Annotated in this window: 16 protein-coding genes; 11 read left to right on the top strand and 5 right to left on the bottom strand. The window is 72.1% G+C overall.

Going from position 1 to position 25,445, the window contains the following annotated elements; genetic code table 11:
- Positions 1-104: 104 nt before the first annotated feature.
- From ACZ6R9_RS15310 to ACZ6R9_RS15270, 9 genes are all read left to right on the top strand, one after another.
- Positions 105-404 (top strand): phosphopantetheine-binding protein, encoded by a 300-nt coding sequence (locus ACZ6R9_RS15310; protein ID WP_465538494.1) that lies wholly within the window; start codon positions 105-107, stop codon positions 402-404.
- Complete coding sequence (locus ACZ6R9_RS15305) at positions 401-1,858, top strand: flavin monoamine oxidase family protein (RefSeq protein WP_465538493.1); 1,458 nt, start codon at positions 401-403, stop codon at positions 1,856-1,858. The genes ACZ6R9_RS15310 and ACZ6R9_RS15305 overlap by 4 nt, the downstream gene beginning before the upstream one ends.
- Positions 1,859-1,975: 117 nt before the next feature.
- Positions 1,976-3,691, top strand: coding sequence for a class I adenylate-forming enzyme family protein (locus tag ACZ6R9_RS15300; RefSeq protein ID WP_465538492.1), 1,716 nt, complete (start codon positions 1,976-1,978; stop codon positions 3,689-3,691).
- Complete coding sequence (locus tag ACZ6R9_RS15295) at positions 3,691-5,121, top strand: KamA family radical SAM protein (protein WP_465538491.1); 1,431 nt, start codon at positions 3,691-3,693, stop codon at positions 5,119-5,121. Before ACZ6R9_RS15300 ends, ACZ6R9_RS15295 begins: the two co-directional genes overlap by 1 nt.
- Positions 5,118-6,116, top strand: coding sequence for an ATP-grasp domain-containing protein (locus ACZ6R9_RS15290; RefSeq protein WP_380477946.1), 999 nt, complete (start codon positions 5,118-5,120; stop codon positions 6,114-6,116). The genes ACZ6R9_RS15295 and ACZ6R9_RS15290 overlap by 4 nt, the downstream gene beginning before the upstream one ends.
- On the top strand, positions 6,113-7,345 hold the full coding sequence (locus tag ACZ6R9_RS15285) for an AMP-binding protein (protein ID WP_465538490.1): 1,233 nt from the start codon (positions 6,113-6,115) through the stop codon (positions 7,343-7,345). The genes ACZ6R9_RS15290 and ACZ6R9_RS15285 overlap by 4 nt, the downstream gene beginning before the upstream one ends.
- Entirely contained in the window at positions 7,342-8,625 is a 1,284-nt protein-coding gene (locus ACZ6R9_RS15280) for an MFS transporter (protein WP_465538489.1), read from the top strand. The genes ACZ6R9_RS15285 and ACZ6R9_RS15280 overlap by 4 nt, the downstream gene beginning before the upstream one ends.
- Entirely contained in the window at positions 8,622-9,461 is an 840-nt protein-coding gene (locus tag ACZ6R9_RS15275; RefSeq protein WP_465538488.1) for an SDR family NAD(P)-dependent oxidoreductase, read from the top strand. The genes ACZ6R9_RS15280 and ACZ6R9_RS15275 overlap by 4 nt, the downstream gene beginning before the upstream one ends.
- Positions 9,462-9,483: 22 nt before the next feature.
- Positions 9,484-10,740: a phenylacetate--CoA ligase family protein gene (locus tag ACZ6R9_RS15270; protein ID WP_465538487.1), complete on the top strand. Its 1,257-nt coding sequence runs from the start codon at positions 9,484-9,486 to the stop codon at positions 10,738-10,740.
- A 55-nt stretch (positions 10,741-10,795) separates the two neighbouring features.
- On the opposite strand, the gene ACZ6R9_RS15265 is transcribed toward ACZ6R9_RS15270, so the two are convergent.
- The 3 genes from ACZ6R9_RS15265 to ACZ6R9_RS15255 form a co-directional block, all read right to left on the bottom strand.
- Positions 10,796-10,996, bottom strand: coding sequence for a hypothetical protein (locus tag ACZ6R9_RS15265; RefSeq protein WP_465538486.1), 201 nt, complete (start codon positions 10,994-10,996; stop codon positions 10,796-10,798).
- Positions 10,997-11,125: 129 nt separating this feature from the next.
- Positions 11,126-11,791, bottom strand: coding sequence for a response regulator (locus tag ACZ6R9_RS15260; protein ID WP_465538485.1), 666 nt, complete (start codon positions 11,789-11,791; stop codon positions 11,126-11,128).
- On the bottom strand, positions 11,788-12,987 hold the full coding sequence (locus ACZ6R9_RS15255) for a sensor histidine kinase (protein WP_465538484.1): 1,200 nt from the start codon (positions 12,985-12,987) through the stop codon (positions 11,788-11,790). The genes ACZ6R9_RS15260 and ACZ6R9_RS15255 overlap by 4 nt, the downstream gene beginning before the upstream one ends.
- 134 nt (positions 12,988-13,121) lie before the next feature.
- Between ACZ6R9_RS15255 and ACZ6R9_RS15250 the strand changes: the two genes are divergently transcribed.
- Both ACZ6R9_RS15250 and ACZ6R9_RS15245 read left to right on the top strand, forming a co-directional pair.
- Entirely contained in the window at positions 13,122-14,033 is a 912-nt protein-coding gene (locus ACZ6R9_RS15250) for an ABC transporter ATP-binding protein (RefSeq protein ID WP_465538483.1), read from the top strand.
- Entirely contained in the window at positions 14,030-14,890 is an 861-nt protein-coding gene (locus ACZ6R9_RS15245) for an ABC transporter permease (protein WP_380477954.1), read from the top strand. Before ACZ6R9_RS15250 ends, ACZ6R9_RS15245 begins: the two co-directional genes overlap by 4 nt.
- A 56-nt stretch (positions 14,891-14,946) precedes the next feature.
- Here ACZ6R9_RS15245 and paaI read toward each other — a convergent pair whose 3' ends face one another.
- Both paaI and ACZ6R9_RS15235 read right to left on the bottom strand, forming a co-directional pair.
- Positions 14,947-15,357 (bottom strand): hydroxyphenylacetyl-CoA thioesterase PaaI, encoded by a 411-nt coding sequence (paaI, locus tag ACZ6R9_RS15240; protein WP_380477955.1) that lies wholly within the window; start codon positions 15,355-15,357, stop codon positions 14,947-14,949.
- Between the two features lie 159 nt (positions 15,358-15,516).
- The gene (locus tag ACZ6R9_RS15235; RefSeq protein ID WP_465538482.1) at positions 15,517-25,443 is read right to left on the bottom strand and encodes a WXG100-like domain-containing protein; all 9,927 of its coding nucleotides are present in this window, start codon (positions 25,441-25,443) and stop codon (positions 15,517-15,519) included.
- Positions 25,444-25,445 lie beyond the last annotated feature (2 nt).

The raw sequence follows: 25,445 nt of genomic DNA, 5'->3' as shown, positions 1-25,445 counted from the left end.
CCACACACACTGCACCAGGCACAGCACCGCACACCACGCACCGCTGGCACCGCCGACACCACGCCGGACCACGCGCACCCCGCACCGGTCGAAGGAGACCCCCGATGAGCCTCGACATGCCCGTCACCGCACCCACCACAACGACGCCGGAGGCACGCCCGGTGGAGGAACGCCCGGTGGAGGCACTGGCTGCGGTGCTCTGCCGGGTCCTGGAGCTGGACGACGTCCCGGCCGACGGCAACTTCTTTCTCCTGGGCGGCGATTCGCTGATCGCCACCCGGGTGCTGAGCGCCGTCGCCCGCGAGCACGGCGTCGAGCTGACCTTCGAGGACTTCTTCGCCGACCCCACCCCGGCCGGCCTCGCCACCCGCGTCGCGGCGGAGAGAATCGCGGCCGCCCGATGAGCGCCGCCTCCCACCCGCAAACGGCAAGCCCCGCGTCCCGCTCCGAACCGGTGAGCGCCGCGTCCCGCCCGCAAACGGCAAGCGGCGCGCCCCGCAGGGAAACCGGACCGGCGCCGCGTTCGGTGATCGTGGTCGGCGCGGGCCTGGCCGGGCTGACGGCGGCGGTCGAACTGGCCGACCAGGGCGTGCGGGTGACGGTGCTCGAGGCCCGGGACCAGGTCGGCGGGCGAACGCGTGGGATCGAGGTGGCGCCGGGGCGGTGGATCGACGCGGGCGCGGCCTACCTGGGCGACCTGCACACCGAGCTCCACGGCCTGCTCGCCGCCTGTGACTTGAAGACCGCGCCGACCGTCATGCGGGGCGCCAGCCGCTTCGCCCTCGCCGAGAACCGGACGGACGGCGCCGCGACCCGCGACGGGCGGTTCCCGCCGCTGAGCGCCGTCGCGCTGGGCGACCTGTTCGAGCAGCTGGAGGAGTTGACGGCCGCCGTCCGCCCGGACGCGCCGTGGCTCTCGCCCGACGCCGAGCGGCTGGACGCCATCACGGTGGCCGACTGGGCGGAGCGGCAACTGTCGCACCCGGACGCCAAGTTGTTCTTCCCGTTGTTCCTGGGCGAGATGATGGCGGCCGACCCGGCAAAGATCTCGGTGCTGCACATGGCGTTCTACCTGCGCTCGGGCGGCGGGCTGCGCTATCTGAACGCCTTCGAGGGCGGCGCGCAGCAGGACCGGGTGGCGGGCGGCGCGCACCGGTTGTGCGAGCGGCTGACCAGGCGGCTGCTGGACCGGGGCGGGATCCTGCACACGGACGAGCCGGTGCTCTCGGTGGAGCAGTCCGATCGGGAGGCCATTGTCCGTACGCCCGAGGGGAGTTACCGGGCGGAGGCGGTGGTGGTGGCGGTGCCGCCGCTACTCGCGGACGCGATCGGGTTCGAGCCGCAGCTGCCGTTCCCGAGGGCGGCGTCGCGGACCGGGCGCGGCTGCGCGGTGAAGGTGAATCTGGTGTTCCCGGAGCCGGTGTGGCGGGCGCACGGCCTGTCGGGGTGGTCGGTGAACGCGGCCGGTCCGCTGCTGTCCACGGTGGACGACACTCCGCCGGAGGGGTCGCCGGGGGTGCTGACCGGGTTCGTCACGGGTGCGGAGGCGCACCGCTTCGCCGCTCTGACGCCCGAGGAGCAGCGCGCGGCGGCCCTCGCGCAGGCGTCCCGGCTGTTCCCGATGCTGCCGGAGCCGCTCGCGTTCCATGTCACGGACTGGGTCAACGAACCGTGGAGCAGGGGCTGTTACGCGGCACTGTTCGGGCCCGGCGACTGGTCGGCGCTCGGTCCGACGCTGACCGCGCCGCACGGCCGGGTGCGTTTCGCGGGCACCGAGACCAGCACCGAGTTCTTCGGTCTGCTGGAGGGCGCGGTCCGTTCGGGTCGCCGCGTCGCCGCCGAACTCCTCGGCTACTAAAAGTTTCTGCCGTTACGTCAGTTGCCCCCCAACCATTCCCCGGCCCGGCTGCGCTTCATGAGGGCGCGCCCGGGCGTCGAGTCCTGCTTCGGACGACCGAAGAGACCGGAGACCGCCATGAGCGATCAGACATCCATCGCGCCGCTCGCCGTCAGGGAGCGCTTCATGTCCGACCCGACCCTGGGTGCGGGCAACTTCCTCGACCGGGCGGTCGAGGCGAACCCCAACCGTGCGGTGCCGTTCGCGTTCAGCCACCGGCTGGACCACCGGGGGCAGGTGGTGCTGCGCGGGCACAGCCTGCTGGATCTGGTGGCGCTGCGCGACCGGTACGCGGCCTGGTACCACGCGAACGGGGTGCGGCCCGGCGACCCGGTGGGCGTGGTGATCGCCGAGGGCCTGGAGCCGCTGCTGCACTTCTTCGCGCTGACCGCGCTGGGCGCGGTGCCGGCCCTGGTGAACGATGCGATGCGGCACGACGTGATGGTGCGCTACCTGAGTCACGTGGGCGTAGTGGGGGTGGTCGCGGACGACACCACCCGGCTGGCCTCGGCGTACCGGCAGGATCCTCAACTGCGTCCGCGTTTCCTGTCGTTGACGGCCGAGGTGCAGGCGTTCGACGCGGCGTCGGCGCCGCTGCCCAAGGAGTACCCGTACCGGCACGCGGCCGAGGACGTGGTGGCGCTGATCCACTCCTCAGGGACGACGGGCACGCCGAAGTCGACCATTCTGGCGCACCGGCAGTTCTGGGAGGGCAAGCAGCCGCGGATGGTGCGGTTCCCGGCGGAGCCGTCCGACCGGCTGATGTCGTTGATGCCGCACACCCATGCGGGAGGCCTGAGTTACTTCCTGACGGCGACGCTGCTGGGTCTGCCGACGGTGGTGATGGCGGACTGGCGGCGGGTCACGGTGGAGCCGGTGATGGAGGCGTTCCGGCCGACCATGGTGGCCTCGTTCCCGCGCACCTTCGTGGAGTTGGCGACGGGCGAGCTGCCGGTGGTGGGCGCGTCCAAGGTGCACTCCTGGTTCAACACGGGCGACAGCGCGCACTACGGGCACATTCGCCGCCTGGTTCAACTCGGCGAGCGCCCGGCGGGGTTGATCCGGCCCTGGCTGCTGCCGCAGGAGCGGGCCGGGCAGGCGGCGCTGTCGGGTTCGCAGTTCGTGGACGGGCTGGGGTCGTCCGAGATGGGCATGGCGCTGTTCGGGCAGGTCACCTCGCCGGAGACGGGGCGCGCCGACCGTTGCGTGGGCAAGCCGTCGGAGGTGGTGGAGCGGGCGGCGGTGCTGGACGAGGACGGCGTGGAGGTCCCGGACGGCACGGTCGGGCTGCTGGCCGTCATCGCGCCGTCGATCACGCCGGGGTACTGGAACAACGAGCGGTTGACGCAGTCGTTCCGGCGCGACGGGTACTGGCTGACGGGCGATGTGGCCTACCGGGACGGCGAGGGGCGGTTCTTCCACCTGGACCGGACGGTGGACGTGATCGACACCCTGGACGGGCCGGTGTACAGCCTGCCGCTGGAGGAGGTGCTGCTCGCCGACTGCGCCGAGTGGGTGCAGGACTGTTCGGTGGTGGGCGTTCCGCACCCGGACGGCGGCCAGCGGCCGGTGGCCGTGGTGCGGTTGCAGGACGGGGCGAGCGCGGACGGGCTGTTGGAGGCGGCCAACGCGGAGCTGGCGAAGGCCGGTCTCGCGGAGCTGGCGGCACTCCAAGTGGCGTCCGGCGCCGAGGAGTTCCCGCTCGGCCCGACGGGCAAGGTGCTCAAGCGGGAGCTGCGCACCCGGCACGCCGGCCTGCTGTCGCCCGCCGCATCTGCTGCGGCGCGTTCCTGATGGACCGTCGGGTTCGGCAGCCGTACCAGTATGTGCGGCGGGAGCTGGTGGAACCGGACTGGCGGCGGCTGCCGGGCTGGCGGGAGGTGACGGCCGCGCAGTGGCGGGACCCGCAGTGGCAGCGGGCGCACTGCGTGCAGAACGAGCGGCAGCTGCGGGAGCTCTTCGGGCGGCTCCTGGAGGACCGGTTCTATCGTGAACTGGCCGCTGACCAGGCCGAGTTCGCGACCATGTCGGTGCTGTTGCCGCCGCACATGCTGAACACCATGGCGGCGGGCGCCGCGCTGGATCCGGGGGCGTTCACCGAGGCGTTCCTGGCGGACCCGGTGCGGCGGTACATGCTGCCGGTACGCTCCGACCGGCACCCCGAGTGGCCCAGCCACCCACTGGCGGCGCGGGATTCGCTGCACGAGGCGCAGATGTGGGCGGTGGAGGGCCTGACGCACCGCTACCCGACCAAGGTGCTCGCCGAGTTGCTGTCCACCTGCCCGCAGTACTGCGGGCACTGCACCCGGATGGACCTGGTCGGCCGCTCGACCCCGCAGGTGGTCAAGGCACGGCTGGTGCTGCGGCCGGCCGACCGCGAGGAGCAGATGCTCGACTACCTCAAGCGCACCCCGTCGGTGCGGGACGTGGTGGTGTCGGGCGGTGACCTGGCGAACGTGCCGTGGCCGCGCCTGGAGTCGTTCCTGCTGCGGCTGCTGGAGCTGGGCTCGGTGCGGGACATCCGGCTGGCCAGCAAGTCGGTGGTGGGTCTGCCGCAGCACTGGCTCCAGCCGAAGGTGCTGGCGGGCGTCGAGCGGGTGGCCCGGCTGGCCGCCCGGCGGTCGGTCAACCTGGCCGTGCACACCCACGCCAACCACGCGGCCTCGGTGACTCCGCTGGTCGCCGAGGCCGCCCGGGGGCTGCTGGACGCGGGGGTGCGGGACGTGCGCAACCAGGGCGTGCTGATGCGCGGGGTGAACGCCACCCCGGCGGCGCTGCTCGACCTGTGTTTCGCCCTCCAGGGAGAGGCGAACATCCTCCCCTACTACTTCTACCTGTGCGACGTGATCCCGAACGCCGAGCACTGGCGGCTGCCGCTGTCCGAGGCGCAGCGCCTCCAGGAGGCGATCCTCGGCTACCTGCCGGGGTACGCGACGCCGCGGGTGGTCGCGGACGTGCCGCAGGTCGGCAAGCGCTGGGTGCACCAGGCGGTCGGCTACGACCGGGAGCGCGGCATCTCGTACTGGACCAAGAACTACCGCACCGCAGTTGAGCTTGGTTCGGCCGAAGAGCCGTGCGAGGACGGGCAGTTGGGCCGCCGTTTCCCGTACGTGGATCCGGTGGACACGCTGCCGGCGGCGGGCCGCGCCTGGTGGGCGGAGCGGGCAGCGCGCGGTGCTGGTGCGCAACTCAGGGAACTAGTGGGCCTTTTGGAGGGCGAGTGAGCGAGGCGCTGGCGCCGCTGCGCCGGATGTGCTGGATCTTCCCGGACCGGGAGTCGACCCGGTCGGGGGCGATGTGGAAGCACTATTTCTGGGACATGTTCGCGGAGGTCGCCGCCGGGATGGGGATGGAGTGGTCCCGGCACGCCCCGGAGGCGGTGACGGTGGACGGCACCGATCCGGGCCGGCCGCGGGTCTACGTGGACGACCGGCTGGTCACGCCCGGGGACACCTTGTTCATCACGGCGCTGTATTCGCTGCCGTACCAGTCGATGGACGTGTTCAATCAGCTCGCGCTGTGCACGGTGCTGGAGCAGGCGGGGTTCTACCTGCCGTTCCCGGCGCAGGTGTCGCTGCTGGGCAACGACAAGCTGGCGACCATGCTGTTCCTGGCCGACTCGCCGGTGCCGCCGATCCCGTCGGTGCGGATCGGCTCGGGCCGGGACGTCTCCAAGCACCAGTACGAGGTGGCGCTGGACGGGTTGACGTTCCCGGCGATCGTGAAGCCGGCCGGCTGGTGCGGCGGTGGCGGGATCTGCCTGGCCCGGTCGCCGGAGGACGTGCGCGGCCTGGCCAGTCTCGCCCAGGGCGGTGACACCACCCTGGTCGCCCAGCCCTACCTGGGCGACGGCACGGTGGACTACCGGGTGTACGTGATCGACGGGAAGCCGTACGCGGTGCTGCGGCGCACCCCGGAGGCCGGGTCGCCGGTGGCGAACGCGAGCCGCGGCGGCTCGATGGAGTTCTGCGGGATCCCGGCCGAACTCGCCGACGCGACGGCGTACTTCGCGAAGAAGCTGCCGATCCCGTTCTTCTGCGTGGACTTCCTGCACGACGGGGAGCGGTTCTGGTTCTCCGAGCTGGAGCCGGACGGGGTGATCGCCCCGGATCTCGACGACCCGGACCGCTCGGTCCAGCGGGACGTCACCCGGGCCCGGTTCGCGGCCTACCGTGACGCGCACGCGGCCTTCCTGGCCAGCGGGGGTACGGTTCGATGAGATTCTCGCTGACCGAGGAACAGGCCACCGGCGGCCTGGCAGTGGCCCGCCGCAACCTCGAACTGCTGCGCACCGTACCTGAGTTCGGCGATCGGTACGCCGAGGTCACACCGCCCGGCACGCTGGCGGAGCTCGCGGCGCTGCCGCCGCTGGCCAAGGACGACCTGAACACGGCCCTCGCCCACCTGGAGCCGACCGCCGAACAGGGCGCCACCTGGCTGTTCCAGAGCGGCGGTTCGACCGGCGCGCCGAAGGTCGGGTACGCGCCGACCGGGTTCTACATGGCGAAGGTGTTCGAGCACTGGCAGCCGTTGGACCGCGACGACATCTTCGTCAACGCCTGGGGTGCGGGCCGGATGTGGGGCGCGCACTTCCTGGCGGCGGGCCTGGCCGACCTGTCCGGCTGCCGGGTGATCGCGCTGGGGTCGGTCACCCGGGAGGAGTATCCGCAGTGGCTGGGCTTCCTCGCCGACCGGAAAGTCACCGCGATCGGCGGCACCCCGAGCGTGCTGCGGCTGTGGTTCGCGCACGCCCGCGCCGCCGGGATCGAACTCCCCTCGCTGCGCAAGGTGTTGTGGCTGGGTGAGGCCTGGCAGCCGCAGTTGGAGGAGGACTTGGCCCTCGTCGCGCCGAAGGCCCGCCGGCACGGCATGTTCGGCTCCACCGAGACCTGGGTGGTGGGCTCCAACACCCCGGACTGTCCGGCCGACACCTTCCACCCCTTCCCGCACCAGCTGGTGCACGTCGGTGACGGCGGCCTGCTCGACTTCACCTCCCTCGACCCGGCGATGCTCAACCCGGTGCTGCGCTACCGCACCGGCGACGCGGGCGAGTTGACCATCTGCCGGTGCGGCCGGCCGGGCCCGGCGATGCGGGTGCTGGGCCGCCGCGACAGCGTGGTGCAGGTACGCGGACTCGGCCTGCATGTGGACGAGTTGCTCGCCCGGGTGGAACGCGAACCGGGCGTGCTGCGCGCCCAGGTGGTGATCACCGAACAGGGCGGTCGCGCCCAGCAGGTGGACGTCCTGATACTCGGCGCGCTCTCCGATCCGGACGCGCTGCGACGTGAACTGCTGTCCGCCACCTTCACGTTGAGCACGGCCTTCGTGCACGACCCGGAGCAGGTCCGGGTCCGGGTGGTGGATGCGCTGGTCGGCAACGACCGCACCGGGAAGACCGCCGCGTTCGTGGTGCGGGACGAGACACCTGTGGTCGGGGAGGAATCGTGAGACTGCACGCGCCCGAGCAACTCGGCCGGGGCTTCAACCTGTTCTGGTTCGGCAAGTCGATCTCCAACGTCGGCGACCGGGTGACGGTGTTCGTCGTCCCCACCCTGATGATCTTCGTGCTGCACGCGTCCGCGTTCCAGGTCGGCATCGTCGCGATGGCCCAGTACCTGGGCATTCCGCTGCTCGGGCCGATCGCGGGCGTGCTGGTGGACCGCTGGGACAAGCGGATCACCCTGCTGGTCTGCGACCTGGTCCGGCTGGTGGCCGTCGGCATCATCCCGCTCGCCTACTGGCTGGACTTCCTCTCCACGCCGCTGCTGTTCTGCTGCGTCGCCGCCGTCTCCGGCGCCACCATCTTCTTCAACGTCGGCTACCTGGTGGCGGTACCGGCCGTGGTCGAGCAGCAGCAACTGGTGCGCGCCTACTCGCGGTTGGAGGGCAGCGGCTCGGTCGCCGAGGTGGCCGGGCCGTCCATCGCCGCCGCCCTGTACAGCGCGCTCGGCGCCGCCTCGCTGCTGGTGGACGCCGCCAGCTACCTGGTCTCCGCGGCCTGCTTCCGCTTCATGCGGCCGTGGGGCGAACGCACCGTCGCGCAGGGCTCGGTGTGGCGGCGCCTCACCCTGGGGTTCCGCCTCAACTGGCAGGACCCGGTGCTGCGCCGGGTGGTGCTGGCCGCCGTCACCCTGAACTCGGGCGGGCCGGTGTTCGTCACCGTGCTGCCGGTGTTCGCCTACCGGGGCCTCGGTGTCACCGTCGGCGTGTTCGGCGCCGCGATGTCGGCGGGCGCGGTCGGCGCGCTGCTCGGCGCCCTGGTCGCCCCGAGGATCAGCGGGCGCCTGGGCATCGGACGAACCATGGCGTGGGCGCTGCTGCTGCACTGCCTGGTCGGCCTCGGTGTACTGGCCGCGCCCGCGCTGCCCGCCGGGCCGGTCATCGCCGTCACCATGGGCTGCTACGGCTTCTTCATGTCCTGCATCAACGTGTGCTCCGCGCCCGCCCGGCAGTCCCGGATGTCCGCGCAGCACCAGGGCGTCATGCACGCCGCGTTCCGCACCGCCACCTGGGGCGTCATCCCGCTCGCCGCACTGGCGGGCGGCTTCGCCGTCTCGCTGCTCACCGGCCCGCTCGGCATCCTCGACGCCACCCGCTGGACCATGGTCGGCGGCACCCTGCTGGCCGCCTGCTCCTTCCTGCCCGCGCTCGGCGTCCAGGCCCGAATGGACGCCGACCTGCCGAAGGCCGCCGACAGCTTCACCGAGCTGGCGGAGGCCACCTCATGACGGTCCGTCAGGTCGTGCTGATCACCGGCTGCTCGTCCGGCATCGGGCTGGCCACGGCGGCGGCCGCGAGCCGGGCCGGCTGGACGGTGATCGCCACTGTGCGTTCGCCCGACCGCGCCGACGCCCTGCGGGCCGCCGCGCCCGACGCCCTCGTCCGGCAACTCGACGTCACCGACGAGGAGTCCATCACCAGGTGCTTCGCCGGCCTGGACCGGCTCGACGCGCTGGTCAACAACGCCGGGATCTCCAACTTCGACCCGACGCTGGAGATGTCCACCTCGGCCGCGCTGCGCGCCAACCTGGAGGTCAACTTCTTCGGCACGGTGGCCGTTTCGCGCGCCGCGATGCCGCTGCTGCGCGCCTCCGGGGGCCGGCTGCTCACCATCGGCAGCGTGCACGGCGTCATCGGCCAGCCCTTCAACGAGGCCTACTGCGCCGCCAAGTTCGCCGTCGAGGGCTTCATGGAGGCGCTCGCCCCCGTCGCCGCCGCGCACGGCGTCCAGGTCTCGATGGTGGTGCCCGGCTACGTCCCCGACACCCGCTTCGGCCACTTCCCGGACGTCAACCGCCGTACCGTGCAAGCCGCTTCGGGCCCGTACGCGGAAACCTTCGGCGCGTACGTCGACCGGCTCGGGCAGAGCTGGGCGAACGCCGGGCAGCCCGCCGCGGAGGTCGCCGACGCGGTGGTGCACGCGCTGGCCGCGGACCGGCCGCCGTTCCGCATCCCCACCAACGCCTGGGCCGCGACCTACCTCGACGCCAAGCTCGCCGACCGCGACGGCCGCACGATCCAGCGCCTCGCCCACGACTGGATCGGGCTCACCCCCACCTCCTGACCTCCACTGAGGAGCAACCGCCATGCCCGCCAGGCCACTTCAGGTGCTCGTCGACCACGCCCGCCACAACTCGCCGTTCTACCAGGAGCTGTACCGCGACGTGCCCGCCGTCGTCACCTCGCTCACCGACCTGCCCGTCATCGACCAGGTCGCGTTCTGGGCCGCCAACTCCTGGCCCGACAACCGCCTGTTGACCGGCCCGCTCACCGACGCCTGCGTCTACAAGTCCGGCGGCACCACCGGCGCGCCCAAGTTCTCCCCCTGGACCCGCGGCGAACACCTCGACTCCGTCACCGCGTTCGGCGCCGGCCTGGTCAACGCCGGCCTCAAGCCCGGCCAGCGGGTCGCCAACCTGTTCCGGGCCGGCGAGTTCTACAGCGGCTTCCTGTTCATCGAATACGCCCTCCAGCACGCGCCGATCGACAACGTCCGGCTGCCGATCGCCACCGCGCCCGACGAATACGTGGCCGACGTCATCCACGGCTTCGGCGCGGACGTGCTGGCGGGCGAGCCGATGAAGCTCTCCGCCGTCGCCGAGACCCTGCTCAAGCAGGACCGGCCCGCCCCGCAGGTCGAACTGATCCTGTTCGGCGGCGACATCCTCTTCAACGACCTTCGCCCGCTGCTCCGTTCGGCCTTCCCCAACGCCGCGCTCTCCTCCATCGGCTACGCCTCCGTGGACGCCGGCCTGGTCGCCGGCCCCGTCCCCGCCAGGGACGACCTGCGCGTCCACCAGGCGTTCCCCGACCGGACGGTGGTCGAACTGATCGACGACGCCACCGGCGAGCCGATCACCGAACCCGGCGTCCCCGGCCGCGTCGTCGTCACCAACCTGTTCCGCACCCTCGTCCCGATCCTGCGCTACCCCGCGGGCGACCGCGCCGAATGGACCGACGCCTCCTGCCGCACCTTCCGCCTCCTCGGCCGCTCCACCGAGGGCGCCCGGGTCGGCATCGTCTCCATGCCCACCGAACAGGTCCGCGACGTCCTGCTCGCCCACGACCCCGAACACCACATCACCGGCATGCAACTCGTCCAACGCCGCTGGGCGGGCCGCGACGGCCTCATCATCCGCCTCGGCCACACCACCCCACCCCCCGCCACCCTCACCGAAACCCTCCGCCGCGCCGTCCTCGACGCCCGCCCCACCTACGAAGCCGAAAGCGCCATCGGCGCCATCCACCCCCTCCACATCGAATGGGTCCCCCGCTCCCACCTCGCCACCAACCCCCGCACCGGCAAACTCCACCAGGTCATCGACGAACGCCCCACCCACTGACCCGCCGGCACCCAGCAAAAGGCCGGGCCCGGCCGGGGTTGGTGTGGGGCGGCTGTCAGGTGTTGGGGCCGGTGAGGGTGAAGGCGGGGTCGGACGGGGTGCCGGTGCGTGAACCGGTCCAGGTCTGGAGGGTGCCCTGCGGGGTGATGGCCCAGAGGGAGGGGGCGCCGTTGCCGATCAGTCGCCGTCGGAGCCGATGCGGGGCCAGGCGGCGGCAGTGATGCCGGTGGCGATTCTTCGCCGAATGGCGAGCCACCAGTTCTCCTCGAATCCGACACCGCGAGGGAGTCGGCGGAGGAGGCCGACAATGCCATCGCCACGCTGACGCAGTGGTTGCTCGGCCACTGACGCTCCGCGCGCCCTGGGCTGTCCGGGCGGCCCGGGGTCAGCGGGAGGTGGTCACCAGGCCCGCCTCGTAGGCGAGGATCACCAGGTGGACGCGGTCGCGGGCGTCCAGTTTGGAGAGCAGGCGGGTGACATAGGTCTTGATGGTGGTGACGCTGAGGTGGAGGTGGTCGGCGATCTCGGTGTTGGAGAGGCCGCTGCCGATCAGCGTGAGGACTTCCTGTTCGCGTTCGGTGATGGCGGTCAGGGCCAGCGTCGGCCGTGAACTGCCGGGCGTGGGGCGGGCGGTGAGGTCGGCGATCAGGCGGCGGGTGACGCGGGGGGCGAGGAGGGCGTCGCCGGCGGCGACCACGCGGACGGCGGCGAGGATTTCTTCGAGGCCCATGTCCTTGACCAGGAAGCCGGATGCGCCGGCGCGGAGCGCGCCGTAGACGTACTCCTCGTCGTCGAAGGTGGTGAGGACGAGGACGTGGGCGGCCGAGGAGGGGCCGGAGGTGATCCGGCGGGTGGCTTCGATGCCGTCCATGCCGGGCATGCGGATGTCCATCACGATGACGTCGGGCGTCAACTCGGTTGCCAGGCACACTGCTTCGTCGCCGGTGCCGGCCTCGCCGACGATCTCCAGGTCGGGGGCGTCCTTGACCACCATGGAGAGGGCGGCGCGCACGAGGGGCTGGTCGTCGACGAGGAGGATGCGGACGGTCATCGGGCACCTGCCGTGACGGGGAGGGTCGCCGCCACCCGGAAGCCGCCGCTCGGACGCGGGCCGGCCGCGAACGTGCCGTGCAGCAGTGCCACACGTTCCTGCATGCCGAGCATCCCGAAGCCCGCGCCGGCGGGCTGGGTACCGCGCAGGCCGCCACCGTCCAGTACCTCGATGGACACGGAATCCTCCCCGCAGGAGATGGTCACTTGGCAGGAGCGCGCCCCGGCGTGGCGGACCACGTTGGCCAGCGACTCCTGGACGACACGGTAGGCGGACAGGTCCACCTCGGGTGGCAGGGGGCGGCGTTCGCCGCGCCAGCGGAGCTCGACGGCGACGCCCGCGGCGGTGGTGGTTCGGGCGAGGCGGTCGAGGTCGGCGAGGCCGGGGGCGGGGGCGAGCGGGGGGCGGCCATCGGGGGTGTCCTCGGCGGCGCGCAGCGCGACGAGCATGCGGCGCAGGCCGGAGAGGGTCTCGCGGCTGGCGGTCTCGACCTGGCCGAGTGCGTCGCGGGCGGCTTCCGGCTGGGTGGTGAGGACGAGGCGGGCCGCGCCGGCCTGGAGGGCGACGATGCCGATGCTGTGCGCGACCATGTCGTGCAACTCGCGGGCGATCCGCAGCCGTTCACCCGCGACGGCACGCGCGGCGGCGTTCTCGCTCAGCTCGGCGGCATGCCGGCGGGACTCCCCGGCGGAGTTGCCGAGCAGGGCGGCGACAACGGCCGTGAGCAGGACGGCCAGCGCGCTGGAGGTGCCGATGACGAAGCCCGCGAGCACCCGTCCGATCGGGTAGCCGAGCAGCACCAGGGCGGCCATCCCGGAGGCGATCACCGCCCGACGGCGGGGCAGGGTCGCCGCGACGTACCAGAGCGCCACGTCCGGGCCGAGGACCAGCGGGACGTCGATCGCGGTGGAGTGCATCGCGAACGCGCCGAACACCGCGCCCGCCAGCAGCAGCCCGAGGGCGGTCAGCGGCACGCGGCGCAGCAGCACACAGCCGGCGATGGAGGCCACCGCGCTGAGGGCGAGCCAGATCTGGTTGCCGTCGGCCAGCAGCAGACCGCGGTAGAAGTTGTCCGGCGACTCGCCAGGCAGCCGGACCAGCACCACGAAGGAGTACACCAGGCCCGCTGTCCAGGCCACCGCCGCCCAGCCGCCGGGTGTCACGCGTCTGAGCAGGGAGGGCGAGTTCACGGGCATGAGGGTGATCGTAGCCAGCCACGCACCCGGCAGGCGTCGGACCCGGGACGTACAACCTGGGAAGACACCGGCCGCCGGAGGTGTCGGCGGCAGGCCGACGCGGGACGACGCGCCGACACGGAACTGTGGTTCCCGTGATCGAAGTCAACGAACTCACCAAGCGCTACGGCCGCACGGTTGCCGTCAACGGCCTGACCTTCACCGTCCGCCCTGGCTGCGTCACCGGTTTCCTCGGCCCGAACGGGGCGGGCAAGAGCACCACGCTGCGCATGATCATCGGGCTGAACGAGCCCACCAGCGGCACCGTCACCGTCCAGGGCCGCCGCTTCCGCGACCATCCGCGCGGCCTGCGCCATGTCGGCGCGCTGCTGGACGCCTCGGACGTGCACGGCGGTCGCAGCGCCGCTGCCCATCTCGGGGTGCTGGCCCGGACGAACGCGATCCCGCTGCGGCGGGTGGACGAGGTGCTGGAGGAGGTCGGGCTCGCCGGGGTGGCCCGGCGGCGGATCGGCGGCTACTCGCTCGGTATGAAGCAGCGCCTGGGCATCGCGGCCGCGCTGCTCGGCGACCCGCCGGTGCTGCTGTTCGACGAGCCGCTGAACGGCCTCGACCCGGAGGGTGTGCGCTGGGTGCGCGGCCTGTTCCGGCGGCTGGCCGCCGAGGGGCGCACGGTGTTCGTCTCCAGCCACCTGATGAGCGAAATGGAGCACACCGCCGACCACTTGGTGGTGGTGGGCCGGGGCCGGCTGATCGCCGACGAGTCGCTGTCCGCGTTCGCCGCCCGCGGCCGGGGCAGCAGCGTCACCGTCCGCACGCCGGACGCGGGCGCGCTGGCGGACGTGCTGACGGGGGCCGGCGCGCAGGTGCGGCCGGACGGGGACGAGCGGCTGGTGGTGACCGGTCTGGACGCGGACGCGGTCGGCGACCTGGCCCACCGGCACGGCCTGCGGCTGCGCGAACTGGCCACCAGCGCCGCCTCCTTGGAGACCGCGTTCATGGAACTCACCGCCGACAGCGTCGAATACCTCGCAGGAGAATCCCGATGACCGCGCTCAGCTCCGTCGCCCCGCCCGCACCGCTCACGGTCGACGAACCGAAGGCCCGCTTCCGTGACCTGCTGCTGGGCGAGTGGTTCAAACTGATCTCGCTCAGGTCGATCCGCTGGGGCCTGCTGCTCGGACTGCTCGGGCTGGTGTTCCTGAACGTCAACGCGGCCATCGCCGACGTGAACGACTGGGACCATTTCACCTCCGGGATGCGGGAGTTCTTCGTGCCCGCCGGGTCGCTGGCGGCCTCCTTCACCAACAACGCGTGCATCGCCACCCTGCTGATCGCGGGGTGCCTGGGCGCGGTCGCGCTGGTGAGCGAGTACTCGACCGGCCAGATCCGCACCACCTTTGCGGCGGTGCCGGCCCGACCGGCGGTGCTCTCCGCGAAGATCATCGTGCTCACGGCGGTGATGACGGCCTTCGGCACGGTGGTGACCGCAGTGTCCTTCTGGGCCTCGCAGGCGGTGCTGTCGAGCAAGCACGCGGGCATCTCGATCGCCGAACCGGGCATCTGGCGCGCCCTGTTGGCCTCCAGCCTGCTGCCGCCGGTCTGCGCGCTGACCGGCCTCGGCATCGCGGCCGTCGTCCGGCACAGTGTGGCCACCATCGTCGCCACCGTCACGGTGCTGCTGCTGATCCCCAACTTCCTGAGCGAGAACCACCATTGGTCGGCCTGCCTGTTCCACGCGACGCCGTTCCGCGCCTGGCAGGTCCTGCACGACCTGGTCGGCGCCCCGGTCAACCCGCACATCCCGTTCCCGGCGGATCCGGCCGGCGAGTGGTGGGTCTACGCCGCCTGGGCCGTGGGCGGAGCGCTGGCCGCGCTGGTGTTCGGCACCCGCCGCGACGTCTGAACTGTCGGGTGTTGCACGGCTCTTGGACAGCCAGGCGCCGTACCACACCTGAACGGTCAGGCGCTGTGCGGCACTCCGGCGACCAGCACGCTCTGGCCGCGGAACTCGGCGACCACGGTGCCGCCGACGCTCCGGACGGTGACGTCGTAGACGCCCTGCCGGCCGGAGCGGGTGCGTTCCACCGCCTCGGCGATCAGCTCGTCGCCGATTCGGGCGGGGGCGAGGAAGGTGACCTGCGCGCCCTGGGCGAGGGCGACCGGGCCGTAGCTGTTGCAGGCGTAGGAGAACGCGGCGTCGGCGAGCAGGAACACGTACCCGCCGTGGCCGATGCCGTGCGCGTTGGCCATCTCCGCCGTGACCGTCATCCGGGCCACGGCCCGTCCGCCGGTCACCTCGTCGAGCACGATGCCCGCGCCCCGGCAGGCCCGGTCGCGCTCGAACAGTGAGTCGATCCTGGTGCTTCCCATCCGGCTCCCCCCAGGTGAGCTGCCCGTTTCCCGGGCGTCAGCATTAGATCGACCGGACCGAACGGATGTCAACGCCCCACGCCGAAACGATGGTTGTCGAAACCGAAGGCCGCCGGGGCCCGCACCGACGGGTCCCGGCGGCCTTCCGGCCGGAGTGGGTCAGGCGCTCCAGCCGCTCTGCGCCCCGGCGGTCGGATCCTCGAACGCGACCGGCCCTTCGGCCGTCCTCCGCTCGACGTGCGCCGCACCTTCCTTCGGCGCGTGGTCGGCGTGGTCGAGGTCGGCGTTGGCGTGGTCGAGGTTGGCGTGCTCGGCGCCGAAGCCGTCGTCGATGTCCATCGGCTCGGACGTGTCGCCCGACGGCTCGCGGCGGGTGAACGTGCTGTAGCGCTCCATGAATTGCGGGTCGTGCGGCCCGGAGATGTTGGTCTCGTGCCGGTCCGCGACGGAGGCCCACAGCGTCCACGAGGAATCGAAGCTGTAGGGCATCTCCCCGGGCCGCGCGGGAACCACCCGGCGGTCCGTCAGGTCGGCCCAGCGCAGCACGCCGTCCCGGTCGTGGACCAGCGCGACGGCGTGACCGGCGCCGGTCGGCCCGGCGCCCAGCACGGTGGCGAAGCTGCCCTTGCCGCCGGCCCTCACCTTGGCCATCAAGTCGTTGACCGCGTCCGGCCCTTCGCCGAACCGCGCGGGCCCGTCGTGCCGCTTCCACAGGACGTTGCCGGGGATCGGCTCGACCGTGCCATTCAGGGTCTGCCCGGACACCCGGGGTCGCCCGAAGTGGGTGTCCCGGTACGCCTCGACGTTCTCGAAGCAGGCGTTCAGGTCGCTGCCGGGCCGGAAGCCCTCGGCGGGCCGGACCGGCGTCTGGTGCGGATTGACCTTCTGGAGCAGGGAGTTGCTCATCGGCGGATGCAACTTCGGTGCGCCGCCCAGGTAGTCGACCAGCTGGCCGGTCAACTCGTGCTGCGAGCCGACCGCTTGGTACCCGCGGTCATGCATGACGGCCTCGGAGTTCTCGTACGCGGGAGTGCGCTGCCGCTTGGCCTGCGGCCCGTCCGGCTCGGTCTCCCGACGCACCGCCACTTCCTCGTCCTCCCGACCGCGCTTGCGGCCGTTGCGGGGCTCCTCGCGCGGCGCGCTGCTGCCGCCCCGCTCAACCCCCGTCTCGCGCCGAGCAGTTGACGGCGCGGTTTCGATATCCATCGGCTCCACGTCCCGGCCGACGACGCGCTCAATCGACGGCACATGCCCCGCAGTCGGCGACACCGACTCGACGCCCACCGGCTCCCCGCCCTTGCCCGCGACAGCCTCAACCGACGGCACGTGCGCCGCAGTCGGCGACGGCGACTCGACGCCCACCGGCTCCCCGCCCTTGCCCGCGACGTGCTCGGTCGGCGGGGTGCCGCCGGCCTGCGTCTCCCGCAGCGAGCGGGCGGCGTCGGCGATGTTGGTCCGCCGGGTGCGCGACGCGGTCATCCGGTCGACGAACCGCCGGGGATCGAACTCCTCGATGAAGTCGACTGCTTTGTCCGGCAGTTGGCGGTCCGAGAGGTACCGGTGGGACAACTGTTCGGCGGCCTCCCGGGCAGCCGGGGTCGGCGGCTCGATCTCCATCGGTTCCACGTCCCGACCCACGAGGTGCTCGGTCGGCAGGGTGCCATGCCCGCCCGTGGCGGGCGAGCCGAAGCCCTCGCCGGTGGCCGAGGCGTTGTGGGCCTGGAGCTGCTTCTCGCTGTCCTGGCTCATCCGTTCGATCCAGTGGCCACCGTTCTGCGGTTCGAGCGCCCGCAGCATGGTGTCGATCCTCCCCTGCCGCGAGTGCGGTTCCGCGCCCGGGCCGTGCCCGGCGGTCTCGCCCAGTAGCGTGCGCATCGAGCCCTCGATCAGCAGCTTGCTGTCGTTCGCGACGGCGTTGTGCCGAGCGGCGCCGTCCGCCAACCGCTGGGCGGTGTTGCGCACGTCCTGCAGGCTGTGGCCGGGCTGTTGGAGCCCGATCACGGTGCTCAGCTGCTCGGTGAGGTGACCGCGCAGCTGCCCGAACTGCTGCTCCAGCATCCCGTGGACCGGGCTGGTGCGGTCCAGGTCGCGCAGCGCCAGCTCGGCGGCCCGGTCGAAGTTGCTCAGCTGCTCGCGGGCGGTCGCCTCGTACGTGCCGACCGTCATCCGGACCCGGTCGGCCTCGGTCGGCGGGTTGAAGTTCAACGGCCGCCGGTTCTCCCGGCCGATCCCGAACTCGCCGTTGTGGTCGACCACTTCGTGGCTGATCACCTCCCAGCCGTGCTCGCCGTACTTGAGCATGTTGGTGACCTCGAACGGTCGCGACTGGCCGGGCGTCATGTACTCCTCGACGCCGAACCAGTCGGTGACCGACTTGGTCGCCCGGAAGTCCGCGGTCATCTCCAGGTTCGAGGACGCCGAGTACGACTGGACGTGCCACACGGTGAAGTCGTGCGGTGTCACATCGGTGATCGCGAACGCGCAGCCGTTCATGCCGCCGGTCAGCACCAGGCCGTCGTTCGGCCGGGACGGATCCGGGTGCAGCGGGACCACGGTCCTGCCGATCGCGCCGGGCACGTTCGGGTCCGGGCGGCCGGTCTTGTACGGCACGTACGAACCGGTGACGTAGTGGTGGTCGGGCTGCGGCGCGGGCAGCGTGGTGCCGGCCGGGGGACGCGGGAACGACGGGTCGTGCTCGGCGTACTTCTCCCAGGCCGGGGTCAGCACGAAGCCGTTCTTGCCCGCCCCGACGTGGGTGCGGTCCGGCACCAGGGCGAACCAGTGCCGGTCCGCCTTCTCGATGGCCGCGACGAAGGAGTTCGCCTGCTGCTTGTTCAGTCCGGGCATCCGCTGCATCGCGCCGTCGGCGTAGTTCACCGTCACCGGCGCCTTCGACAACAGATCGGCCGGGTCCTGCACCAGCCAGCGCTCCACCGTGCCGGGCGGCGGCAGCAACGGCCCGCCGTGCAACGGCTGTTGGGCGTCGAACGGCCGGTCGTGCGACGGTGCTTCGGACAGCGGCGCTTCGTGCAGCGGCGCGTCATGGGACGGCGCGTCGTGAAGCGGTGCCGCATGGACGGGCGACTGGGGCGAAACCGCCGACGCGCCGTCGTGGACGCTGCGCACCGGCGGGGGCGGCGGCGGTGCGGCCGGGCTGCCGAAGCCGCGGGTGCCGGTGCCCGCGCCGTGCCCGCTGCCCGCGCCGTGGCCGGTGGTGGCGGGCGGCGGCGGGGGCGGCGGAGGCGGGGTGGGGCCGGTCAGGTTGAGGTCGTTCAGGCGGCGGCGCACGGCGTCCGGCCCGGGCTCGCCCTCGCCGTCGGACTCGCTGTCGTCCCGGCGGCGCTTCCGCTCGGGCCGCACGAGGTCGGCCGTCCCGTCGTGCATCTGCACGTCCCCGTCCGGGGTGTGACCCGTGGACTGGCTCGCGTCGGCCATCACCACGTCGTGGTCGGGCGCCGGCTGCGGCACGTGGTCGGGCCGGTACAGGCCCTCCACGCCGAGCCGGTTCAGCTGCTCGTCCGTCAGCTTGGCGGTGTCGGCGCGGCTGGCGAAGTCGCCGGACGAGGAGACCGGCACCTTGGCGGCGTGCGGGGACGGGATGCCGAGGTCTTCGACGATGGTCGTCGCGCTGTCGCTGAGCTTCCCGGCCGTCCGCAGCTGCTCCAGGTCGGCCTGGGTCTTGGGGGCCATGAGGTCGCGCAGCTCGGGCGGCACCAGGCCGTTCGCCTCCAGGCTGCGGACCGCCTGCAACAGGCCGGCGGTGTGCGGCGTGTACAGCACCTCCGGCGGCAGCTGCTCGTGGGCGACCGCGGTGAGCAGGTCGGGCTCGCGGATGATGTGCGGGTCCAGGAAGTTCTGGATCCACTTGTTCACCGCCTCGTCGCCGAACCGCAGGTTGGAGGCACTGTTGGACAGGTCGGCAGTGATCTTCTCGACCAGTGCGGGCACGTCGTCGAGGTGCGCGGTCAGTGCCTGCTCGAACATCGCGGCCGGGTGGTTCTCCCCGTCCCCGGCGCGCGGGTACGAGCCGCCGTACTGCTTGCCCGCCGTCTCCAGATCGACGGTCGCCCGGGCCACCCGGCCCGCAGCCGCCTTCTGCGCGGCCGAGGGCTTGGTGACGCCCGACAGTTGGCCGTCGTAGACCTCTTTCACCCGGTCGCGCAGTGCCTGGGCGGTGGCCAGGGTCTGCTGGGCACCGGGCAGCTTGGCCTTCTCGTCGGCCACCTTCTTCGCCGCCTTGTCGGCCTCGTCCTTGGCCTTCTTCTCGGCCTTGCCGTCCGCCTCCGCGCGGGCCTTGTTCGCGGCCGTCGGGGAGTCCTCGGCGAGCTTGGCGGACTTCGCGGCCGCCTGCTCGGCGGTGGTGTGCGCGGTCCTGGCGGCCGCCAATTCCCCCTCGGCCTCGGCGATCTTCTCCTCTCGATCCGTCACCGCCTCCTTCGCGGTGGTCACCTCCTTCTCCGCCGGAGCCTCCGGCTTCCTCGGGGTCTTGCCCTTCGGAACCTGCTCGTTCAGCAGTGTGTCGACCTCGTGCTGTCGTACGCCGGGCCGGTCCTTCGCCAGCTTGTCCGCGACGTCGCTGTACCGGCGCGGGGTGAGCCGGTCCGGGTGGTCGCGCAGGTCGCTCGCCAAGTCGCGGACCGGCTTCGGGTCCTTGCGGGCCGCCTGGAGGTGGTCGGCCAGGTCGTCCAATGTCTTGGCCAACCGCTTCTGCTGCTCGGGCGTCCGGGGCCCGCCCTCGCCCTCGGCGAGTTTGCTCAGCAGGGCCGCTGCTTCGTCCAGCTTCTGCGGCCCGGTGACGCCGTGGACCAGCGCCAGGTCGTCGACCGCCTGCTCCTTGATCTTCTGGTGGACCGCCCCCACCGCCGCGTGCACGTCGGCGAGTTGCTTGGCGGTCGGGCTGTCCGGGTGCACCTCGGCCACCGCGGCGTTCAGCCGGTCGAGTTGCTCGCGGGCGGGCACGTCCAGGCCTGACCGGCCGAGCTCGCGCTCCAGGTTCTTCGCCGCCGTCTCGGCACTGCCGCGGTCGGTGATGCCGGTGGTCCCGAACGCGCCCGGCAGCCGCTCGTTGCCGTACGTCGCCGTCAGGTCGACAGTGTCGGGGGTGCGGGTCAGGTCGTGGTTCCTCAGCCCGGCATGGTCGTAGGCCTCCATGTCGATCCGGGCCTGGGCCGCCTTGCCGATGGAGTCGTGGACCCCCGCGCCGATCCGGGCCTCGGCCGCCTTGCGGATGAAGTCGTGGACCCCCGCGCCGATCCGGGCCTGGGCCTTCTTGCCGAAGGAGTCGTAGATCCGGTGCTGGTCCGGCGCCATCGCGGAGACGAAGTCGCCGAACGCGTCCGAGGCGGCCCGATGGCTGCTCTCGTCCATCGTGCGTGCCTTGAACACCGCCGCCGTCACGTACTTGTGCACCATGTAGTCGGCGATCACATGGTTGCGGTTGACCTTCGCCGCGGTCATGTCGACCTTGTCGGCCTTCACCCGCGCCGAGACCTTCTCGGCGTGCGGCTGATGGCTCATCACGCCCTGGTCGGAGTAACCGAACGCCTTGCGGTAGTCCTTGTCGAACTTCGCCCAGGCGGCCTTGTTGTCCAAAACGTCCACTCCGCCCTTGCGGGTGCCACCCGTCGGGGGCGCCGCCACGGGTGGCTTCTTGACCTCCGCGTCCGCCTTCCTCAGGTCGTCCTCGCGCTGCTTGAGGTCGGCGGCCAGCTCTTCCTTGCGACGCTTCAGGTCGGCGTGGCGCTCGTTGTGAACCTTGTTGCTGTATTCGCCGGTGGGCTGCTTTCCGGCCTCGCGGCGCTGATCGGCCTGCGCGAACAGCACGTCGTTGCGCAGCTGCTCGGCCTTGATCCGCTCAATGCTGCCCGGCAGGACCCGGACCTCGGCCTCGTACCGGGCCCTGGCCAGCGCGTCCTTCTCGGCGCCGTCCTTGAGCCGCTCGTGCTCGAAGATCGCCATCCGGTCGCGCTGCTCCTGGATGCCGGCCTTGGTGGTCTCCAACCTCGCACGCTGCGATTCGAGTTCGGCGATCCTCTCGGGTGGGTGGTTGCCCGTGGTCAGCTCGTGGTCGACCGCCCGCAGCCGCTCCTCGACCTTGGCGATCGCCTTCGGGAGCTGCTCGGCGTTGCGCGACAGCACATCCACGTGCTGGAGCTTCTCGATCCGGTACTGGGTGAACATCGCGGCCGTGTCGTCGTCCTTCAGCGCCGCCCGGTCGTAGCCCTGCACCTGCTCGCGGACCCGCTGGAACTCCGGGGAGTCGCTGAGGAACTTGTCGAGGATCTCGAAGGTCTTCTTGCCGTCGATCTTGTGCTCGTAGTCCCCGTTCGCCCGGTTCTGCCCCGAACCGTCCGCGTTGTTGACGCGCGGCGGCAGGGGTGGCAGTTGCTCGGCGGTCGGCGGCTTCTGCTCGGCCGCCGGGGGCACGTTCTCACCTGCCAGGGGCCGGTGCTCGGCCGCCGGAGGCTGGTGGTCGCCAGGGGCGGTGCCGTCCACGTGCTCCATGAACTCGCGGAAGCCCTCGTACGTGGCGTTCTGCGCGGTGGTCTCGTTCACCGGGTTCGCGGTGCCGTCGTGGATGGCGGACGGGTTCTCGCCGTACAGCTTCTTCAGCAGCGGGTACAGATCGGGCTCGTGCTGCTTCACCCACTCCGGGCCGTTGTTGCGCGGCTCACCGGTGTACGGGTCGGTGCCGCGGTTGGTTCCCAGGTAGGCGTTGGTGGCCTGGGCGAAGTACTCCCGCTCGTCCCGCGAGGAGTAGTTCCCGGGCGTGTTGCCGTCGGGCCACTGCACGGGCGCCTTGCCGTTCTTGGGGTCCGCAGCCTCCTCGGCGGCCTTCGACTTCTTCTCGAAGGCGTCCGTGATCGCCTTCTTGTCGTGCTCGCTCAGCCCGTACTCGTGCACGGTGTGGCTGAACTCGTGCGTGGTGGTGGAGTATCCGTCCTCGTAGTGGCTGCCCTCGCCGATCGTGGTGTGCTCGCCGAGCAGGTTCTCCTCGGTGACGGCGGAGTGCTTGCCGCCCGAGCCACGCATCTCGTCGTAGCCGCGACCGCCGCCCGCCTCGGTGTCGTTGGTGACACCACGCAGCTCGTGCAGCCCCGGAACGTCGGGCATCCGGACGTCCTTCGGGACGATCACCACGTCCGCGCCGTTCTTCATCAACTGCGCGGCGGTGTCCGGGTCCTGGAGCATCCGGGCGACCTGCTGCTGCGCCTCGTGACGTGCGGACGCGGCCTGTTCGGCCCGCGGGTCCACGTGCACGATCAGGTCGGCCGTCACCTTGGCGAAGTCCTTCGCGGGCAGCGCCGACTTCAAGGAGTCCACGAACTCCGGGTCGCGAGCCAGCCAACGCCGGTGCTCCGGCTTCAGGTTGGCAAGTTCCTGGGCGCGCTGCTCCGGCGTCATGCCCGGCATGTCCTGCCGCAGCCGGTCCGCGTCGGCGGGACGGACCCTGGGAACGTTCCGCCGGGTACCGCCGAGTTGCTCAACGGCATCCCGCACGTTCGTCGCCCGCCCCAGCCGGTCGAGTTCCGTCTGGCGTTCCTGCCGCTGACGGTCCAACAACTGGTCGCGAACCTGCTCCGGGCCGGGCCGGGACGCCGTGGACTTGGCGTCGCTGCCCGCCTCGGGGGTCCGGCCCGCTTCCGGGGTACGACCCGCCTCGGAAGTGCGACCCACCTCAGGGGTACGACCCGCCTCGGAAGTGCGACCCACCTCGAAAGTCCGGCCCGCCTCAGGGATACGGCCCGCCTCAGGGGTACGACCCGCCTCGGAAGTCCGGCCCGCGCCGGGGCGGATCGTGGCACCGGCCGGGGTGGCCGCGTTCGGGGTGGCGGCCGGCTTGGCCCCGCCCTGCTGCGGAACGGTCGTGGACGGCGTGGCGTGTGCCGAGGCCCCGGCCCCGCCGTGCCCACCGGCGCCGCCGACCGGGCCGGACGCGAACCCGCCCGCCATCGGCGTACCGGCCATCGGGTTCTGCGTGGTGCCCGTGGTCGCCGGGGCCTCGCCCAGGCCGTCCGGCACAATCTGCGGGACCGCCTGCTCCGGCCCCGCCGGACGGGCCGTGGCCGGCCCGGCGGACAGCCGCGTCCCGCCGTCCAGATGGGTGCCGCCACCGGCCCCGGCCAACTGCCCGGCGCCGCCGAGCACGCCCGCCAGGTTGGGCATCGCGGACGCACCACTCGGGCGCGGCTCGCGCGGATCGTTCTGCGGAAGGGGCTCGTGAACGGTCGAAGTGTCGTGCGCCGCAACCGGGTTGACGCTCTCCTGACGCGACACCGAATGCTGCACGGGGGTAGCCGGTTCCGTGCTGTGCGAGGGCGTGACGCTCTCCTGGTGCGGCACCGAGCCGTGCGTCTGCGGCGCGGTCTGCGTCGGGACCGACTCGTGCGACACGTTCTCCTGACCGGGCGCCGCCTCGTGAGTCCGCGCGATCGGCTCCGAACGCGGCACCGACTCGTGCACGGGCGCAGCGGGCTGCGACTCCGTGTGCGGCGTGACGGCCTCGGTGCCCTGGCGCGGCACCGACTCATGCACAGGCGCGGCAGGCTGCGACTCCGCGTGCGGCGCCACGGCCTCGGTACCCTGGCGCGGCACCGACTCGTGCACGGGCGCGGCAGGCTGCGACTCCGCGTGCGGCGCGACGGCCTCAGTAGTCTGGCGCGGCACCGCCTGCTCCCGCAAAGGCGCAACACTCTCCTGACGCGACACCGACTCATGCACAGGCGCAGCGGGCTGCGACTCAGTGCGCGAAGTAACGGCCTCAGCACCCTGACGCGGTACCGATTCCTGCACCGGTGCGACCGACCGCGACTCGGCCCGAGGGGCCATCGACTCCTGGACGTGCGTCGCCGCCTGCTCGTGCGGGGTCGGCGTCGGCGCCGTGTTGTGGCCGGCGATCGACGAACCTGCGGACGGAACGTCCCCGGCCCGTCCCCCACCGAACGGGGTCAGCCCGTTCACCTTCGACGCACCAGCACCAGCGCCCGCACCCGCACCAGCGCCCGCGTCCGCACCCGCACCGGAACCCCTGTGCGGCGTCCCGGAACCGCCGGACGGCCCGTGGTACGCGGACGCGCCACCGGCGGTGTCCGGCTTGCTGAAGCTGGGCGTCCCACCGTGCTCGCCCGCGGCCGCGCCCGCGCCCGTGCCCGCTCCGGCGCCTGGCAGCTTCGGCGCTTCCGCCGCCTTCGGTGCGGCGAGGTGTCCCTTGATCTTGGACGCGCCCGCGTGCAGGCCTGCGCCCGCGCCGCCGGAGAGGCCGGAGCCGAGCAGGGAGCTGCCGTCCACCTTGCCGGTGGTGAGCAGTTGGGCGGAGACGTCCGCGCCGACGCCGACGGCCGCGCCGGTGGCCATCTTGCCGCCGGTGGTCTTGAGTGCGCCCTCGACGCCGAGCTTCTCGCCGGCCTTGCCGATGCCCTTGCCGATCAGGTGGCCGGAGGCGCCGCCGGCGGCACCGCCGGCCGCGCTCATTCCGACTTCCTTCATGTCGATGCTCTTGCGGTGGCCCTCGGCGAGTTCGATGCCCTGGGCCATCAGGTTGATCGCGGCCATCTGGGCGGCCTGCTTGGCCGCCATCACGATCATTTCCTTCAGCAGGAGCTTCAGCGTTGCCGAGACCGTGGCCTTGCTCGCCGCGATGAACGCGGGCACCTCCAGCATCGACGCGCCCGCGGTGAACGGCGCTTCGGCCTCTGCGGTCGCGATCTCGAAGGCCAGGATGCCGAGTTGGGCGATGATCTGAATCTTGGCTGTCTCCGCGGAGTTGGCCACCTGCTCCAGCATGTCGCCCATGCCGTTGAGCGCGTTGATCGCGCCGGGCAGGTAGCCGGGGTCCTGTTCGGTGCCCTTGCCGACCGAGTACTTCTCCCAGTACTTGCCCAACGCCTCGGCAGCAACGCCCTGTTGGCCTTCGAGCGCGCGCTTGATCGTGGCGTCGCCGCTCTGCGCGGCGTCCTTCAGGGTGTCCGCCGCCTTTCGGCAGTGGTCGGCCATGTCGCGGAGCTGGTCCTCGTCGGCTTCCGGCCAGCGGCAGCCCGCGAGCAGCAGGAGCACCCACTGGAGGGGCTCCGGGAGTTCGACAGCCATCT

This window comes from Kitasatospora sp. NPDC048662, from assembly GCF_055587065.1.
Note: the sequence above shows the minus strand (reverse complement) of the source record. Positions and strands in the feature narration are given on the sequence as shown.